Raw genomic sequence first — 16424 nt, 5'->3', positions numbered from 1 at the left:
CAATGCACCAGAAGGACTATGCAGTGAAGGTGCTGCATATCACAGATTGCCATCTTAATGCAGACAGAAGTAGAGACCTGTTAGGTATCAATACTTTTGATAGCTTGAATGCCGTGTTAAATGACATCAAGGCAGATGGTCAGCAGCCAGATTGTATTCTCGTGACTGGCGATATTTCTCAAGATGGATCTGTCGAAGCCTACCAAACGATGAAAGAGATGCTGTCTGATTTCACCTGTCCAATTCGTTGGTTTGCAGGTAACCATGATGCACGTTCAAATATGTCATCGGTGATCGGCGAGGGCGAAGAGCTCCAGAAAACCTTGGTTGTCGGTGATTGGGAAATCATTCTTTTAGATTCTTTATCCCCAGGGAATGTTCATGGTGAGTTGAGCGACTCAGAGCTGAACTTACTGGAGACTTCTTTAGCTTCTTCCTCTGCGAACAATACGATGGTGTGTTTGCATCATCACCCAATTCCTATTGGTGCAAAGTGGCTCGATAACATCGGCTTGCATCGTCCTGAAGCATTTTTAGATGCGGTCTCGAAAGATCAGTCAGTAAAAGCTGTTTTGTGGGGGCATATACATCAGGAATTTGATCAGAGTATTGATGGAAAGCGCTGGTTGGCTTCTCCTTCAACATGCATACAGTTTAAACCGCAGTCTGAAGACTTTGCTTTAGATAAGTTGGCTCCAGGGTATCGTTGGCTGACTTTACATTCTGATGGTTCCTTCGAAACGGAAGTGAAGCGAGCAAATGAGTTTGAGTTTGAGCTAGATCTTCAAAGTAATGGCTACTAAGCGACTTTTATATCTTCACGGTTTTAATAGCTCCCCTGCTTCTGAAAAAGCGAATCAAACCTGTAGTTATTTTGCTGAGAACGATCTTTTCCGAATCGACATTCCTGCTCTTCCTGCTGAACCGTCCAAAGCAATCGACTTGCTAGAGAATAAGCTCCAAGTTGCCGAGTATTCTGGTTTGATTGGTAGCAGTTTGGGAGGGTTTTATAGTCTTTATCTTCATGTTAACTATGCATTGCCGGCTGTTTTGATCAATCCAGCGGTGCGGCCGTATGAGTTGTTGTCGGATTACATTGGCATAAATAAAAATATGTATACCGGCGTGGAGTATGAAGTAAAGTCTGAGCATATGGAGCAATTACTTGCTTTAGATGTTGATCGGACGTCTTTAAAATTGTCGCAGTTATTTCTCTTAACAGAGAGCGAAGACGAAACACTCAATTATCAAGAAGCCGCGCTTAAATTGCTTGGTGCTAAAATGTATTTAAGTCGTGGTGGTGATCATTCTTATACATCATTCACAAAACACTTACCCACCATAGAACATTTCTTCAACAGAATTTCTTCTAAAAGCTAGTTTTTCTAGCTTTTGTTTCGGTAAAATGCGGCCCAATACTAATAAGCTTGTGGAGCTGTTAAGTGGGTAATAAAACATCATTGTACCAAGCGCACCTTGATTCAGGCGCAAAGATCGTCGATTTTGGTGGTTGGGATATGCCAATCCACTATGGCTCTCAGGTTCAAGAGCATCATTTTGTCCGCAAAGACGTAGGCATGTTTGACGTGTCACATATGACTATCGTCGACTTGTCTGGTGCAGATGCTCAAGCGTATCTGCAACGCTTACTAGCAAATGACGTTGCTAAGCTAAAGTCAGTCGGTAAAGCGCTATACACCGGTATGCTTAATGAAAACGGTGGCGTGATTGATGACTTGATCGTATACCGTATGCCTGAAGGCTTTCGGCTTGTTGTGAATTGCGCAACAAGAGAGAAAGATCTTGCTTGGATGGAAAAGCAAATCCAAGGTTTTGATGCCTCATTAAATGAACGTCCAGAGCTCTCTATGGTCGCTGTTCAAGGGCCAAATGCTTTAGCGAAAGTTTCTGAAGTGCGTGCGGATGCAGCATCTTTGATTGAGTCTTTGAATGTATTTCAAGGTTTGGAAGACGGCCAGTGGATGTATTGCCGTACTGGATATACAGGTGAAGATGGCCTAGAAGTTATTGTTCCTGAAGCTGAAGCGGAAAAGTTTTGGAAAGATCTTGAGGCTGCTGGTGTAAAACCATGCGGACTCGGCGCAAGAGATACACTTCGCTTAGAAGCTGGTATGAACTTGTATGGATCAGATATGGATGAGGAAGTGTCTCCGCTTGAAGCGAATATGGGCTGGACGATTGCTTGGTCAGAAGATCGTGACTTTATCGGTAAGTCTGCACTCGTTGCACAGAAAGAGCAGGGCTTAAAATTCAAACAAGTTGGTTTGGTACTTGAAGCTCGCGGTGTATTGCGCGGGCATCAGAAGGTGTTGGTTGAGCATGAAGGGCAAACTCTCGAAGGTGAGATTACTAGTGGAACATTTAGCCCAACGCTAGGTTATTCCGTCGCGTTAGCGCGAGTTCCTGTTCAAGCTCAAGAAGAATGTGATGTGGAGATGCGAAACAAGCGCGTCCCAGTCAAAATAGTTAAAGCGCCTTTCGTGAGAAATGGCGAACGTGTTTACAAATAAAATATAAAGTCACCAGTGGTTAAGCGCTGATGAAAAGGAGATAGGTATGAGCAATATTCCAAGTGAACTTAAGTACTTGTCGAGCCACGAGTGGGTTCGTGTTGAAGCTGACGGTGAGACAGCTGTGATCGGTATTACAGATCACGCTCAAGAGCTTCTTGGCGATGTTGTTTTCGTTGAGTTACCTGAGTTAGGTAACGAATTAGCCTCGGGTGATGAGGCTGGTGTCGTAGAGTCTGTAAAAGCAGCTTCTGATATCTTTGCACCAGTAAGTGGTGAAGTTATTGCGATTAATGAGAGCTTAGAAGACGCTCCTGAAACGGTAAATAGCGAGCCTTATGACGAAGGTTGGTTCTTCAAAGTTAAATTGTCTGACTCGTCTGAACTTGAAGCCTTACTTGATGCAGATGCTTATGCAGACGTGTGTGAGGCTGACGACCACTAAATCTAAATAAAAGCGCATTGATGCGCTTTTTTTGTTTTATACGTATTGTTGTTTAGCCCCGACTAATAGGGGGCTTTTTGTTTCGTAGGAGCGAGCATGCCTTTTGTGCCTCATACCGACGCTGACGTAGAGAAAATGCTGGGAACTATCGGCGTTGAATCAATCGATCAGTTATTTGATGAAATTCCAGAACATTTACGAGCAAAGCCTTTAGCTGTTCCAGCTGGTTTGTCTGAAATGGAAATGATGCGCCGTATGAACGAGCGTGCTCAGCAAGATAGCGGAGCGCTTTGTTTTATTGGTGCGGGTGCTTATGAACACCATGTTCCTGCTGCTGTTTGGGATGTGACTACTCGTGGTGAATTCATGACGGCTTATACGCCTTATCAGGCAGAGGCAAGTCAGGGTACGTTGCAATTGATTTATGAGTACCAGTCGATGATGTCGGCACTGACAGATATGGATGTATCTAATGCTTCTTTGTATGACGGTGCTTCTGGATTAGCTGAAGCTGTTTTGATGGCGATTCGTGCGAATCGTAAGTCAAAGAGTAAGAAAGTACTAGTAGCCAAAACAACGCATCCTCTATATCGCAAAGCCGCGCAATGCATCGTTGAGAATCAAGGAATTATGCTTGATGAGCTAGCAATGGATGCGCAGGCTTTAGTGACGGATCAGTCAGCCTTGGCCGAATATGAAGGTCAAGACTATGCCGCGCTTGTTATTTCTCAACCGAACTTTTTTGGAAGTTTGGAGCAGGTTGATGCGCTAACTGATTGGGCGCATGCGCAAGGTATGCTGGTGATTGCGGTTGTTAACCCTACGGCTCTTGCAGTGCTGACGCCTCCAGGGCAGTGGGGTGAAACGGGTGCTGATATTGCTGTTGGCGAAGGTCAGCCTTTAGGTGTTCCTCTTGCTTCAGGTGGTCCTTACTTTGGGTTTATTTGTTGTACCAATAAACTCGTGCGCCAGATGCCAGGCCGTATTATTGGTAAAACAGTTGATACAGAGGGTGTTGATGGATATGCCTTGACGCTACAAGCGCGTGAACAGCACATTCGACGATCGAAAGCGACATCGAATATTTGTACCAACCAAGGTTTGGCGGTTACTGCTGCAACGATTTATATGTCCTTACTTGGCGCGGAAGGTTTAAGTCGTGTTGCCGCGAATAGCCATTCGAACACACAAAGTTTGGCTCAAAGTATTGAGCAGTTAGATGGCGTTACATTGGCTAAGCAAATAGCTAGCTTTCATGAGCGTGTTGCATTGCTTGATAAGTCTGCAGAGCAAGTACTTGCAGCGATGGCGAACCAGCAAGTGTTAGGTGGGATTGATCTCGCGCCTTATTACCCAGAGCTTGGCAACGCTATTTTGTTCTGCGCGACAGAAACAAAGACACAAACAGATTTAGATAAATATCGCGATGCCATGCAACAGGCACTATTAGAAACGGAGGCTGTGTAATGTTGATTTTTGAAAAGAGTTCTCCGGGTCGTCGAGCGACCGCTCAAGCGCCAAGTAATAAGGCTGAGCTTTCTGGCATTCCTGCAGAATTTCGTCGTAAAGATGCGGCTAAATTACCTGAGGCATCTGAACTGCAAGTTGTTCGTCATTTTACGAATCTATCGCGTAAAAACTTTTCCATCGATACGCAGTTCTATCCTTTAGGCTCCTGTACGATGAAATACAATCCTCGCGGTGCACATAAAGCTGCAAGTTTGCCGGGGCATCTGGCTCGTCACCCTTTAGCGCCTCAATCGCACAGCCAAGGCTATCTTTCTTGCATTTACGAGTTGCAAGAGATTCTTAAAGAAGTAACCGGCATGGCAGGCGTTTCGTTAACACCAATGGCGGGAGCGCAGGGCGAGTTTGCGGGTGTTGCGATGATCAAGGCGTATCATGATGCACGTGGCGATACAGCTCGTCAGGAAATTATCGTTCCTGAAGCGGCGCATGGTACTAACCCTGCGACAGCGGTTATGTGTGGTTACAAGGTTCGTGAGATTCCTGTACTACCGGACGGTGATGTCGATCTTGATGCCTTGAAAGAAGCTGTGGGTCCTCAAACCGCAGGGATCATGATGACCAACCCATCGACTTGTGGAGTGTTTGAACGTCAAATCGAAGCGATTTCGAAAACGGTGCATGAAGCAGGTGGTTTGCTTTATTACGATGGTGCGAACTTGAATGCTATTTTAGGTAAGGTTCGCCCTGGAGATATGGGGTTTGATGTTTTGCACATGAACCTGCATAAAACTTTCGCTACGCCGCATGGTGGTGGCGGTCCCGGTGCTGGCCCTGTTGCTGTTGGTGAACGTTTGTTGCCGTACCTACCAACACCGATTGCAGGCAAAAAAGACGATCAGTACGTTTGGATTGATGATGACGAGTTGCCAGACAGTATTGGTCGTTTGAGTGCCTTTATGGGAAATGCTGGAATTTTGCTTCGTGCTTATGTGTACGCAGTATTGCTGGGTAGAGATGGTTTGCATCGTGTTGGTGAATATTCAACGCTTAATGCTAATTACATGGCGAAATTAATGTCCGATGCTGGTTTCAAGCTTGCTTATCCCGAGCGTCGTGCAACGCATGAATTCATTATCACCTTAAGCGAACAAGCGAAAGGCTTGGGCGTTAATGCTATGGATTTTGCGAAGCGCTTGTTGGATAAAGGCTATCATGCGCCGACCACTTATTTCCCATTATTGGTGCCTGAGTGTTTCTTAATCGAGCCGACTGAAACTGAGTCGATCGAAGAATTAGAGGGCTTCGTTCAAGCAATGGTTGAGATACAACAAGAGGCGGAAGAAAATGCTGATCTTGTTAAGCATGCACCTTACACGCAACCAGTAAAACGACTCGATGATGTGAAAGCAGCACGTGAGCTCGACGTCAACTACTGGGCAGACTAAAGTACATTTCAAATAATAACGCACACACTGATGTTAGGTGTGTGCGTTTTTTTTCGCCTAAACAGAGGCACTTTTCATGCAAACAATGATTTTACGAAAAGGCGCTGAAAAGCGTCTTAAGCAAGGCCACCTTTGGATTTACAGTAACGAGGTGGACGTCAAACAAAGCCCGCTAAAGCAATTCAGTGCGGGTGAGCAATGCCATGTGCAATCGCACTCGGGTCAGTTTTTGGGTGTTGCATTTGTAAATCCAAATACTTTGATTTGCGGCCGTTTATTCAGTCGAGATAAAAAAGCGATTTTTGACCGCTCTCTTTTTGCACATCGTTTAAATATTGCGTTGAGCTTGCGCGAAAAGCGCTTCGATGATGAGAGTTATCGGCTTGTGTACGGTGATAGTGATGGCATGCCAGGGCTTGCGATTGATCGATTTCAAGACGTACTCGTCGTGCAGATCTCAAGTGCTGGAATGGAACAGTTGAAAGCGGATATTACTGAAGTTCTTGAGAAGAAGTTAAAGCCGCGAGCCATTGTTTTTAAGAACGATGGGAAAATGCGAGAGAGCGAGGGTCTAGAGAGTTACGTTGAGCATGCTTTAGGTGATATCACTGAAGCAGAGTTGAGAGAAAATGGTGTTCGTTTTGTCGCCCCAGTTGTTGAAGGGCAAAAGACCGGATACTTTTATGATCATCGGCTAGGAAGAGCTGCATTAGCGCACTATGTGAAAGGCAAGACGGTTCTTGATCTGTTTAGCTATATTGGTGGCTGGGGTGTTCAAGCTGCAATGTTTGGAGCGAAGGAGGTGACCTGTGTTGATGCCTCAACGCTTGCTCTGGATTATGTGCATAAAAATGCAGAGTTAAATGGTGTTGGTGATATTGTTTCCAGCATTGAAGGTGACGTGTTTGAAATCTGCAAAGCGTTGAAGGAAGAAGGTGAGCGCTTTGATGTGGTGATTGTTGACCCGCCAGCGTTTATTCCTCGCAGAAAAGATCAGAAAGCAGGTGAGGTCGCTTATCAACGTTTGAATCAGATGGCGATGCGTTTGTTGAGTAAAGATGGTGTGCTTGTTTCAGGATCTTGCTCAATGCATTTGGCTGAGCCAACATTGTTAGATATTGTTCGTAAAACAGCGCGTACGCTCGAGAAGGAGTTGCAGTTGATTGAGCGTTTTCCGCAAGGCCCTGACCATCCTATTGTTCCCGCGATCGCAGAAACAAACTATCTCAAAGCCATGTTCTTTAGAGTGCTTCCTCAGTCTTAAGTTGCTCTACAGCAGCCCATTGTTCAGATATCTTTTGTACAAGAGATTGATCAAAACGGGCTGCTTCAGCTTCTAGATAAGCCTGTTTGAAGGCATCGTCTTGCAGTAAATGTAGATTAAGTATGCCGAGTTGTTCGAACTGCAGTTTCTGTTTTTTAAATTCAGAGACCAAGTGTTCACTCAGCAAGCTTAGGTATTGACGTCTGCGCTCTGCGGTGTGTTTATTTTTATCAGTTCCTTCGTCATTGAATCGTCGCCATGGAGCTACAGGTGAGTCAGGGTCCCCGTTGAGTATGAAAGCGAACGCTTCAAATCCTAAAGTTAAATACATTGAATCGCTAAACTGGAATTCGTCTTCCAATGTAGAAACGTTTAAAGGGATTTCTGAATGAATGATTCCACTGTTTGGATAGCCTTCAACGCTGTCTAAATAGCCTGGCAGTAAAGGGTAGCTATCCAAAAACTTCGAGGCTTCATGAGCAGGACTGAGCGCTAAAAAAGCACTGCTCACACGATAGGCGTTGTGCGCTTGGGTCAAACGCGCTTGGGTTGCGTTAAAGAGCTGCTCATTGGGTGTGTCTGTGAACTGGGTTACGGCAAGAGACAGTGCGTCGAGAGCAGTGAGCGTATCTAAAAACGCTTTGTTGGCGAATTCTGTCTGCGCTTTCGTGTTGTTTAAAGGGGCGTCTGATAATTGAGAGTGGTCATCCGTCGTTGTGCTGTTTTGTACTGGTTCTTCTAACTTTGGTGCGTCATTTTCACTGCAAGCCAGCAGTATGGAAGCAGATAATACTAATACGAAATTTTTTAACGCAATCATGGCACCGCGGTTCAGCATCACTTAGTTATCTCTTAATGAAATGCATTTCCAGTTATTTGTTTTTGCATGTTTCAGAAGTTGATCGTCGCCATCAACGACAACAGGATGATCAACCTTTGCAAGCAAAGGAATATCGTTGTGCGAGTCGCTATAAAAATAAGCGCCTTCGAGAGATAGCGTGTTTTCAGCCAGCCAGTCATTTAAACGGGTTACTTTTCCTTCCTTAAAGCTTGGTACACCAAAGCTCTTTCCTGTGTATTGGCCATCGACGACTTCGACCTCGATAGCAAGAAGGTTTTCAATGCCAAATGCTTCGACAATAGGAGCAGTTACAAAGCGATTTGTAGCAGTGATGACAAGTAATGTGTCGCCTTTGTCTCTATGTGATTCAATCAGCGCTTTTGCCTTAGGCAGCATGATGGGCTGGATGTGGCTTTCCATAAACTGCTGGTGTAACTCGTCAAGCTTAGTCATGGAGTGCTGAGTAAGTGGAGACAATGAAAATTCAATGTACTTGTAGATGTCGAGATTACCTTCAACATAGTCTTGGTAGAATTCATCGTTTTTTTGCTTGAAATACTCTGCATCAACCAGTTTGTTTTCAACTAAAAATTCACCCCATAGGTGATCGCTATCGCCTGCGATAAGGGTGTTGTCTAGATCAAAAATTGCCAGTGCCACGCATCTTACTCCATTGCGAAATTGAACGTTGGCGCAGCATAACAGGTTATACGACAGAGGAAATAAAAAACTGAAGTGCGACCAATAGTGTGTCTAATGTTTAAGGAAATGAAGGTCTTTATGTGTGTGATAGCTCGTATTTACCGAGCCTTACGATTGCTGCATTTTGCTTTTTCTGGAACAATGGCTGAAACGAAATTTTATTAGGAATGGTTGTGATTGATTCTGACGGTTTTAGATCGAATGTCGGAATTATTCTTGCTAACCAACAGAATGAGGTGCTATGGGCGCGTAGAATTGGACAAACTTCTTGGCAGTTTCCTCAGGGGGGAATAAAACCTCACGAAACGCCAGAACAAGCATTGTATCGAGAGCTTTATGAAGAGATCGGTTTAGTGCAAAAAGATGTTCAGATTGTTGCGCAGACTGAGGGCTGGTTACGATATCGCTTGCCAAAACGCTTAGTCCGACATAACTCCCATCCGGTTTGTATTGGCCAAAAACAAAAATGGTTTTTGTTGAGAATGATCGGGCAGGACGAAAGCATCTCTTTGAGCAATGGCGAAACGCCAGAGTTTGATGGTTGGGATTGGGTGAGCTACTGGTATCCATTGGGTCAAGTAGTTTCCTTCAAGCGAGAAGTCTACCGACGTGCATTGAAAGATTTGTCTAGCCACTTATTTACTGTGGACTAGCGTCAAATAATAGGGGTTGAGCAATGCTGGCCACGCTTCGCGGCATAGTACAGGAAGTCAATGCAGCTGCAGATCTTAATGAAGCTCTTCAGCTGATTGTGGATCGAGTGCAGTCGTCTATGCAGACGGATGTATGCTCGATTTATCTTCTTGATAGCGTTGAAAACCGCTACGTACTGATGGCAACGAAGGGTTTGAACCTTGATGCGGTTGGGCAAGTCAGTCTTGGATATTCTGAGGGTCTGGTCGGGCTCGTTGGCGTTCGCCAAGAACCTATTAATTTAGAGCATGCTCAAAATCACCATCGTTATCGTTACTTTCCCGAAACGGGCGAGGAGCGATACGAAAGCTTTCTTGGTGTGCCAATCATTCACCACAAGAAAGTTCTCGGCGTTATTGTTGTTCAGCAAGCTTCAAACAGTCGTCATTTTGATGAAGGTGAAGAAGCTTTTCTTGTTACTGTTTCGGCTCAGCTTGCCGGCATTATTGCGCATTCAGAAGCGACAAGTGCGTTTGTTGGTCCCTCTTTAATTTCCAGCAAAGAACAAGATCTCGTCTTTAAAGGGGTCGCGGGTTCACCAGGGGTTGCGATTGGTCAAAGCATGGTGATGTTTCCCCCGGCGGACTTCGATAGCGTTCCTGAAAGAACTTCCGATGATATTGATGCAGATTTGGCGCTTTTTGATGGAGCCATCGAATCTGTGCGTGTCGATATATCCAAAGTAGGTGAGCGTTTAGCGGAGCAGCTTAGGCCTGAAGAACAGGCGCTGTTCGATGTATATATCGGGATGCTCGACGATAAAGCACTTGCGGGCGAAGTTCAGAACAAAATTAAAGCAGGATCATGTGCGCAGACAGCGTTGAAGCACGTGATAAAGGATTACGCGAGTCACTTTGAAATGATGAGTGATGCCTATTTGCGTGAGCGAGCTGTTGATATCAAAGACTTGGGTCGTCGTATTCTGAGTTATCTTCAAGAGCGCGAGACACAAACGCTAAACTTTCCCGAGCGCACTGTGTTGGTGAGTGACGAGTTGACGCCGACAATGCTAGGCGAGGTGCCGCGCGAGAATCTTGTTGGCTTAGTGTCCATTAAAGGTTCGGGTAGTTCGCACGTTGCGATTCTTGCGCGAGCAATGGGCATACCTACCGTTATGGGCCTAGTAGATGTTCCGTTATCCAAGCTTGACCGTTGTGAGATGGTCGTTGATGGTTATAACGGTGACATTTTAATTTCGCCTTCTGCAGAAATGCAGGCGCATTATGCGACGGTATTGAATGAAGACAAAGAGCTTGATGAAGACTTAAAAGAGATCATCGAGTTACCATGCGAGACAACTGACGGACATCGTATTCATTCTTGGGTAAATACTGGCTTAATGGCAGACGTGGTGCGTTCGCTTGATCATGGTGCAGAGGGTGTCGGTCTGTATCGAACCGAAGTGCCTTTCATGATTAACGAGCGTTTCCCAAGTGAATACGAGCAAATGCTGTATTATCGAGAGCAGCTCGAAGCGTTTGCTCCGAATCAAGTGACCATGCGCACACTCGATATTGGTGGAGATAAAGCCTTAACGTATTTTCCTATTGAAGAGGAAAATCCTTTCTTGGGTTGGCGTGGTATCCGCGTCACGCTAGATCACCCTGAAATCTTTTTGGTGCAAATGCGCGCCATGTTAAAAGCTAGCCAAGGCCTCAACAATTTACGCATCATGTTACCAATGGTGTCGAGTGTGAACGAGGTAGAAGAAGCCTTGCACCTTATTTATCGTGAGTATCACGAGGTTCGTGCAGAAGGCTATCAAGTCAATATGCCGCAAGTGGGAGTGATGGTTGAGGTCCCAGCAGCGGTCTATCAGGTGCGCGAGTTGGCTGAACGCGTCGACTTTTTATCGGTGGGTTCAAACGATTTGACGCAGTATTTGCTGGCTGTAGATCGTAACAATCCGCGTGTTGCGCCTTTATATCATTCATTCCATCCTGCAGTTCTTCAAGCTTTGTACAAGATCGCGCAAGATTCTAAGGGTATGCATGTTCAGTTAAGTATCTGTGGCGAGCTAGCGGGTGATCCGGCTGGCGCATTATTGCTTATGGCTATGGGTTATGACGCCCTTTCGATGAATGCTTCGAATCTATTACGCGTAAAAGCTGTGTTGCGAGGCGTGAGTTTGGAGTGGGCGCAAGACTTGTTGAAAGAGGTCTTGATGCTTGATTCTTCGTACATTGTTGAGAGTACATTAACGCTAGCACTGAAAGAGGCTGGTTTTGATAGATTCTTACGTAGGTCTCGTTTAGCTGAAGTGAAATCTTCCGCGGCCTTATAATCTCTCGAAAAGTCTTATTCTCGGCTTAATCCCGCATCGCTAAGTTGATCGAGATAATCCTGCCACAGACTTGTTTGTTCTAAAGCAAGTTTTCGTAAGTAGTCCCACGTGTACAATCCCGAGTCATGTCCGTCATCGAAGCTAAGCTTGAGGGCATAATTACCGGCTTGTTCTATGCCGACTAACTGCACTGACTTTTTACTGTGTTGTAGGATGGGTTTGCCATGGCCGCGCACTTCAGCAGAGGGCGATAATACGCGCAATAACTCAAAGCTCAGTGCATAGTCGCCATCGGCATAAGATAAGGCGAGTGTACGAGACTGTTTTTTGAGTTCAATGCGCGTTGGGATCATCTTAAGAGTTCGCCGTCTATAGAATGTATTGACTTAAGTCTTCGTCTTCTGCCACTTCGTTGAGCTGTTCGTCAACATACGCAGCGGTCACTTCAAACTGCTCTCTTACGCTGTCGCCCGCGTCGTAAGATATTTGCTCAAGAAGGCGCTCTAATACTGTGTGCAATCGTCGTGCTCCGATGTTCTCGGTGCTTTCGTTCACTTTCCAAGCAATGTGCGCGATACGTTCGATCGCATCATCATTGAAACTTAGTTTGACGCCTTCGGTTGCCATCAGAGCGACATATTGATCAATTAATGATGCATTTGGCTCAGTTAGGATGCGTTTAAAATCATCTGTGCTCAGTGCTTTAAGCTCGACACGAATCGGCAGGCGCCCTTGCAGTTCGGGGATAAGATCTGAAGGCTTCGATAGGTGGAAGGCGCCTGAAGCAATAAACAGAATGTGGTCTGTTTTGACTGGGCCTAGTTTAGTCGTGACAGTATTCCCCTCAATAAGCGGAAGTAGATCGCGCTGTACGCCCTCGCGTGAAACTTCGCCAGATCCACCACTGTCTGCGCGCTTAGCGACTTTGTCGATTTCGTCGAGAAATACAATGCCATTTTGTTCAACGGCTTTTATGGCTGTAGCTTTAATTTCTTCCTCATTAATTAGCTTGGCCGCTTCTTCTTGTTGCACAATTTTGAGAGCGTCCGACACTTTCATTTTTTTGCTCTTACGTTTGTCTCCGGCCATATTAGAGAACAAACTCTGTAGTTGATTGGTCATGTCTTCCATTCCTGGAGGAGCCATAATCTCAACACCAACTGGAGTAGAGCTCACTTCGATATCGATTTCTTTGTCATTTAGCTCGCCTTCACGGAGCTTTTTACGAAAGATTTGACGAGTGCTTGATTCTTCAGCGCTAGGCTCTTCTGAAAAAGAATTAGTGCTACGAGCAGGACGAAGTAGTGCGTCCAAAATTCGATCTTCTGCTAGATCAGCTGCACGCATTTCAACGCGTTTAATTTCTTTTTCACGGAAAAGTTTAAGCGCGTTTTCGGCAAGGTCGCGGATGATTGAATCAACATCTCTGCCTACATAGCCCACTTCAGTAAATTTGGTCGCTTCAATCTTAACAAAAGGTGCGTCTGCGAGTTTAGCGAGTCGTCGAGCGATTTCTGTTTTACCAACGCCTGTCGGGCCAATCATTAGGATATTCTTTGGCGAAACTTCGTCACGTAGATCCTCGTTTAGTTGCATTCGGCGCCAGCGATTACGAAGAGCGATAGCAACGGCACGTTTTGCGTCGTCTTGGCCAATAATGTGTTGGTTGAGTTCATGTACGATCTCGCGCGGGGTCATGTTCGCCATAGTGCTAGCCTTTTACTTCAGTTCTTCGATAGTGCGGTTGTCGTTGGTAAATACGCAAATGCTTGCTGCAATGTCTAAGCCTTTCTCAACAATATCGTGTGCACCGAGCTCGGTGTTATCAAGTAGGGCGCGCGCACTTGCTTGCGCGAAAGGACCGCCTGAGCCAATGGCGATTAGACTGTCTTCAGGTTCAATGACATCGCCGTTGCCCGTAATAATGAGTGAGGAGTCTTTGTCGGCAACAGCAAGTAATGCTTCGAGTTTTCGAAGAGCTCTGTCGGTTCGCCAATCTTTTGCTAATTCTACGGCCGCTCGAACGAGGTGCCCTTGATGTTTTTCTAGCTGAGCTTCAAAGCGTTCAAATAGCGTGAAAGCATCTGCAGTGCCTCCAGCAAAGCCCGCGATGACTTGTCCATTGTAGAGACGGCGCACTTTCTTCGCATTGCCTTTCATGATGGTGTTGCCAAGAGAGACTTGGCCATCGCCGCCTAGTGCAACTTCGCCTTCTCTGCGGACAGATAAGATAGTGGTCATCGTTGAGCTCCTACTCGATGAATTTTTTTGTCTCGAACGAATATGGATGCGGAACTCAGAAATTCAAGGTTTCTGCGCGTAAAATAATGCGTACGCGCACGATGATGACTATGAGTGTCCAGGCTTTAAAAGAAGGGGAGAGTTAAGCGAAGCGAACAAGCGCCACTTTGAGCTTACTTTTTGCTTTTCTTCACGAGCGGCTGAATATTGATCGCATAGAGTTTATCTAAGGCCGCATTCATCTCACTACGAGAAGCAAAGGGGCCAGTTTGAACTCGGAACCATGTGCTGCCTTGGTCGTTGCTGGTCGCTTTGATTGAAGCTTTAAGTCCCTGAAATGCGATCGTAGCTTTCTGACGTTCTGCGTCTTTGCGTTGACGGAAGGAGCCAGTTTGAAGCATGTACTGATATTCCTCCTGCACTCCTTTTTCTTTAAAGGTGTAAGCGGTTACTGCATCAGTTTCGACTTCGCTATTAGGAAGCATGTCATAAAACTGGAAGCGAGCTTCGGGCTTTTCAGTTTTTGTCGGCTCGACCTGCTTTGCTTGGCTTGGTTTTGTTGGTGTTGTAGGGTCTAGCGTGTGATCCGCCGGAAGTTGCGCAAGTTTGTACAGACCATAGGCAAAACCGCCAAGAATGGCCGTAATGAGTGCGATGTGGAAAAACTTACTCTTGCCCGAGTTTGAGGGGGCTGGAGGCGCTGCTTTTGGAGCAGCAGCGCTCTTTTTTGCCGTTTTCTTTTTCGGTTTGCTTTTCGAGCTTGTTTTTGTTGTTGATGGTTTAGCGTAATCGCGTGTCATTCCATGAATCTCGTGTCTACTTACATACTGTCTGGCGCGCTAACACCTAGCAGATTCAGACCATTGCGCAGAACCTGTTGCACAGCAAGGCTCAAGGTGATGCGCGCATCACGTACATTATGATCTTCAACAAGCATCTTGTTCGCGTTGTAGTAAGTGTGGAATTCACTAGCTAGGTCACGTAGATAATGCGTCATAGTATGCGGCTCAAACTGCTCAGCAGAATTAAAAAGCGTTTGCGGATATTGCGCCAAACGTTTTGCCAATTCAGTTTCAGCTTCGATGGCATTGCTAGTTAGTTGACTTAAACCATTTGCTTGATCAACGGATGCGCCTTCTTCTTCCAGTTTGCGCAGCATACTTGCAATACGTGCATGTGCGTATTGAATGTAATACACCGGATTATCTTTGCTTTGTGATTTCGCAAGATCGAGATCGAAGTCCATGTGCTGCTCAGCCTTACGCGTCACGTAGAAGAAACGTGCTGCATCGTTGCCAACTTCTTCGCGTAACTCACGTAGCGTCACAAATGAGCCGCTTCTTGTCGACATTTGAACGCGTTCGCCACCGCGATAAAGAATTGCGAATTGAACTAGTTTTACAGTGAGCTTTTCAGGGTCAATGCCTAAGGCTTGTAAAGACGCTTTTACACGTGTGATGTAGCCATGGTGGTCGGCGCCCCAAACATTGATAACGCGTTCAAAGCCGCGTTCGAATTTGTCGTAATGGTAGGCAATGTCCGATGCGAAGTATGTTGTTTCGCCATTGTCGCGCTTCACTACACGGTCTTTGTCATCGCCAAAGTCTGTTGAACGGAACCATGTAGCGCCATTTTTCTCGTATAGGAAACCATTCTCTTGAAGTTTTGCAAGCGCGACTTCAATGCTGTCTTTTAATGATGCCTCAGAGAACCAGCGTTGATAGTTCACACCGAACTCGCCTAAGTCTTCGCGTATTTCATCAACGATTGAATCAGCGCCGAGGTCGTAGACCGTTTTGAATCCGTCGCTAAGTAGTTCTCTAGCGCGAACGATGACCGCATCGATATACAGCTCTTTATCACCGCCTTCATCTTCATCTTTTGGAAGATCTTTATATACATCTTCGGCGTTTTGGGAGAACACGTCGCCATGCTTGCTTTGCAGGTCTTTTGCGATATCAAAAATGTATTCGCCTTTGTACCCGTTTACTGGGAATTTAATGTCTTGGCCTTGCAGTTCTAAATAGCGCAGCCAAACACTCGCAGCGAGAATGTTCATTTGGCGGCCAGCGTCGTTAACGTAGTACTCTCGCTGCACTTGATAGCCTGCAGCTTCTAAGAAATCTGAAACAGTCGCACCATATGCAGCGCCGCGACCATGACCTACGTGAAGTGGGCCGGTTGGATTGGCTGAAACAAACTCAACTTGGATCGATGGTTTGCTGTTTGCGTCTGCGCGCCCGAAGTTCTCGCCTCGTGCGAAGATATCTTCGAGTACAGCGAATTGGCTGGCTGAGCTCACAAAAAAGTTAATGAAACCAGGGCCGGCTATTTCAAGTTTTTTAATTTGAGCATTGTTGCTGTTTTCGATTTTTGCGCAGATGTTTTCTGCTAAAGCTCGCGGTGCTGTGCCAGCTTGTTTGGCTAGCATTAATGCAATGTTGGTTGCGAAGTCGCCATGACTCTTATCTTTTGTAGTATCTACCATGACCCGAAACTTAAGATCAC

General features: G+C 45.7%; 16 protein-coding genes. 9 read left to right on the top strand and 7 right to left on the bottom strand.

Annotated elements, in window-relative coordinates; all coding sequences use genetic code 11:
• The first annotated feature begins 2 nt into the window (after positions 1-2).
• The 7 genes from cpdA to A3762_RS08820 all read left to right on the top strand — a co-directional run bounded on the left by cpdA (position 3) and on the right by A3762_RS08820 (position 7155).
• Complete coding sequence (gene cpdA / locus A3762_RS08850) at positions 3-803, top strand: 3',5'-cyclic-AMP phosphodiesterase (protein ID WP_068475317.1); 801 nt, start codon at positions 3-5, stop codon at positions 801-803.
• Positions 793-1380: a YqiA/YcfP family alpha/beta fold hydrolase gene (locus tag A3762_RS08845; RefSeq protein ID WP_068475320.1), complete on the top strand. Its 588-nt coding sequence runs from the start codon at positions 793-795 to the stop codon at positions 1378-1380. Before cpdA ends, A3762_RS08845 begins: the two co-directional genes overlap by 11 nt.
• Positions 1381-1442: 62 nt before the next feature.
• Positions 1443-2531 (top strand): glycine cleavage system aminomethyltransferase GcvT, encoded by a 1089-nt coding sequence (gene gcvT / locus A3762_RS08840; protein WP_068754994.1) that lies wholly within the window; start codon positions 1443-1445, stop codon positions 2529-2531.
• A gap of 46 nt (positions 2532-2577) precedes the next feature.
• Positions 2578-2976 (top strand): glycine cleavage system protein GcvH, encoded by a 399-nt coding sequence (gene gcvH / locus A3762_RS08835; RefSeq protein WP_068475323.1) that lies wholly within the window; start codon positions 2578-2580, stop codon positions 2974-2976.
• Positions 2977-3072: 96 nt separating this feature from the next.
• The gene (gene gcvPA, locus A3762_RS08830) at positions 3073-4443 is read left to right on the top strand and encodes an aminomethyl-transferring glycine dehydrogenase subunit GcvPA (protein WP_068475325.1); all 1371 of its coding nucleotides are present in this window, start codon (positions 3073-3075) and stop codon (positions 4441-4443) included.
• Complete coding sequence (gene gcvPB, locus A3762_RS08825; protein ID WP_068475327.1) at positions 4443-5891, top strand: aminomethyl-transferring glycine dehydrogenase subunit GcvPB; 1449 nt, start codon at positions 4443-4445, stop codon at positions 5889-5891. The genes gcvPA and gcvPB overlap by 1 nt, the downstream gene beginning before the upstream one ends.
• Positions 5892-5967: 76 nt before the next feature.
• Positions 5968-7155: a class I SAM-dependent rRNA methyltransferase gene (locus A3762_RS08820; protein WP_068475329.1), complete on the top strand. Its 1188-nt coding sequence runs from the start codon at positions 5968-5970 to the stop codon at positions 7153-7155.
• On the opposite strand, the gene A3762_RS08815 is transcribed toward A3762_RS08820, so the two are convergent.
• On the bottom strand, positions 7133-7993 hold the full coding sequence (locus A3762_RS08815) for an imelysin family protein (RefSeq protein ID WP_156493345.1): 861 nt from the start codon (positions 7991-7993) through the stop codon (positions 7133-7135). The genes A3762_RS08820 and A3762_RS08815 overlap by 23 nt on opposite strands.
• A 3-nt stretch (positions 7994-7996) precedes the next feature.
• Positions 7997-8656 carry an HAD family phosphatase gene (locus tag A3762_RS08810; RefSeq protein ID WP_068475334.1) on the bottom strand — a complete coding sequence of 220 codons (660 nt, stop codon included), beginning with the start codon at positions 8654-8656 and terminating at the stop codon, positions 7997-7999.
• Positions 8657-8871: 215 nt separating this feature from the next.
• Between A3762_RS08810 and rppH the strand changes: the two genes are divergently transcribed.
• Positions 8872-9351: an RNA pyrophosphohydrolase gene (gene rppH / locus A3762_RS08805; protein ID WP_068475386.1), complete on the top strand. Its 480-nt coding sequence runs from the start codon at positions 8872-8874 to the stop codon at positions 9349-9351.
• A 23-nt stretch (positions 9352-9374) separates the two neighbouring features.
• Entirely contained in the window at positions 9375-11675 is a 2301-nt protein-coding gene (ptsP, locus tag A3762_RS08800; RefSeq protein WP_068475336.1) for a phosphoenolpyruvate--protein phosphotransferase, read from the top strand.
• Between the two features lie 14 nt (positions 11676-11689).
• Here ptsP and A3762_RS08795 read toward each other — a convergent pair whose 3' ends face one another.
• The 5 genes from A3762_RS08795 to argS all read right to left on the bottom strand — a co-directional run.
• Positions 11690-12028: a gamma-butyrobetaine hydroxylase-like domain-containing protein gene (locus A3762_RS08795; protein WP_068473934.1), complete on the bottom strand. Its 339-nt coding sequence runs from the start codon at positions 12026-12028 to the stop codon at positions 11690-11692.
• Between the two features lie 16 nt (positions 12029-12044).
• Entirely contained in the window at positions 12045-13382 is a 1338-nt protein-coding gene (gene hslU, locus A3762_RS08790; protein WP_068754992.1) for an ATP-dependent protease ATPase subunit HslU, read from the bottom strand.
• A gap of 12 nt (positions 13383-13394) precedes the next feature.
• Positions 13395-13916 (bottom strand): ATP-dependent protease subunit HslV, encoded by a 522-nt coding sequence (hslV, locus tag A3762_RS08785; RefSeq protein WP_068754990.1) that lies wholly within the window; start codon positions 13914-13916, stop codon positions 13395-13397.
• 173 nt (positions 13917-14089) lie between these two features.
• Positions 14090-14716, bottom strand: coding sequence for an SPOR domain-containing protein (locus tag A3762_RS08780; protein ID WP_068754988.1), 627 nt, complete (start codon positions 14714-14716; stop codon positions 14090-14092).
• 20 nt (positions 14717-14736) lie between these two features.
• On the bottom strand, positions 14737-16424 hold a 1688-nt coding region (gene argS / locus A3762_RS08775), incomplete at its 5' end, for an arginine--tRNA ligase (RefSeq protein ID WP_068754986.1).

This window comes from Oleiphilus sp. HI0125 (assembly GCF_001635355.1).
The sequence above is the reverse complement of the archived record's forward strand: the minus strand, read 5'-3'. Positions and strand labels throughout refer to the sequence as shown.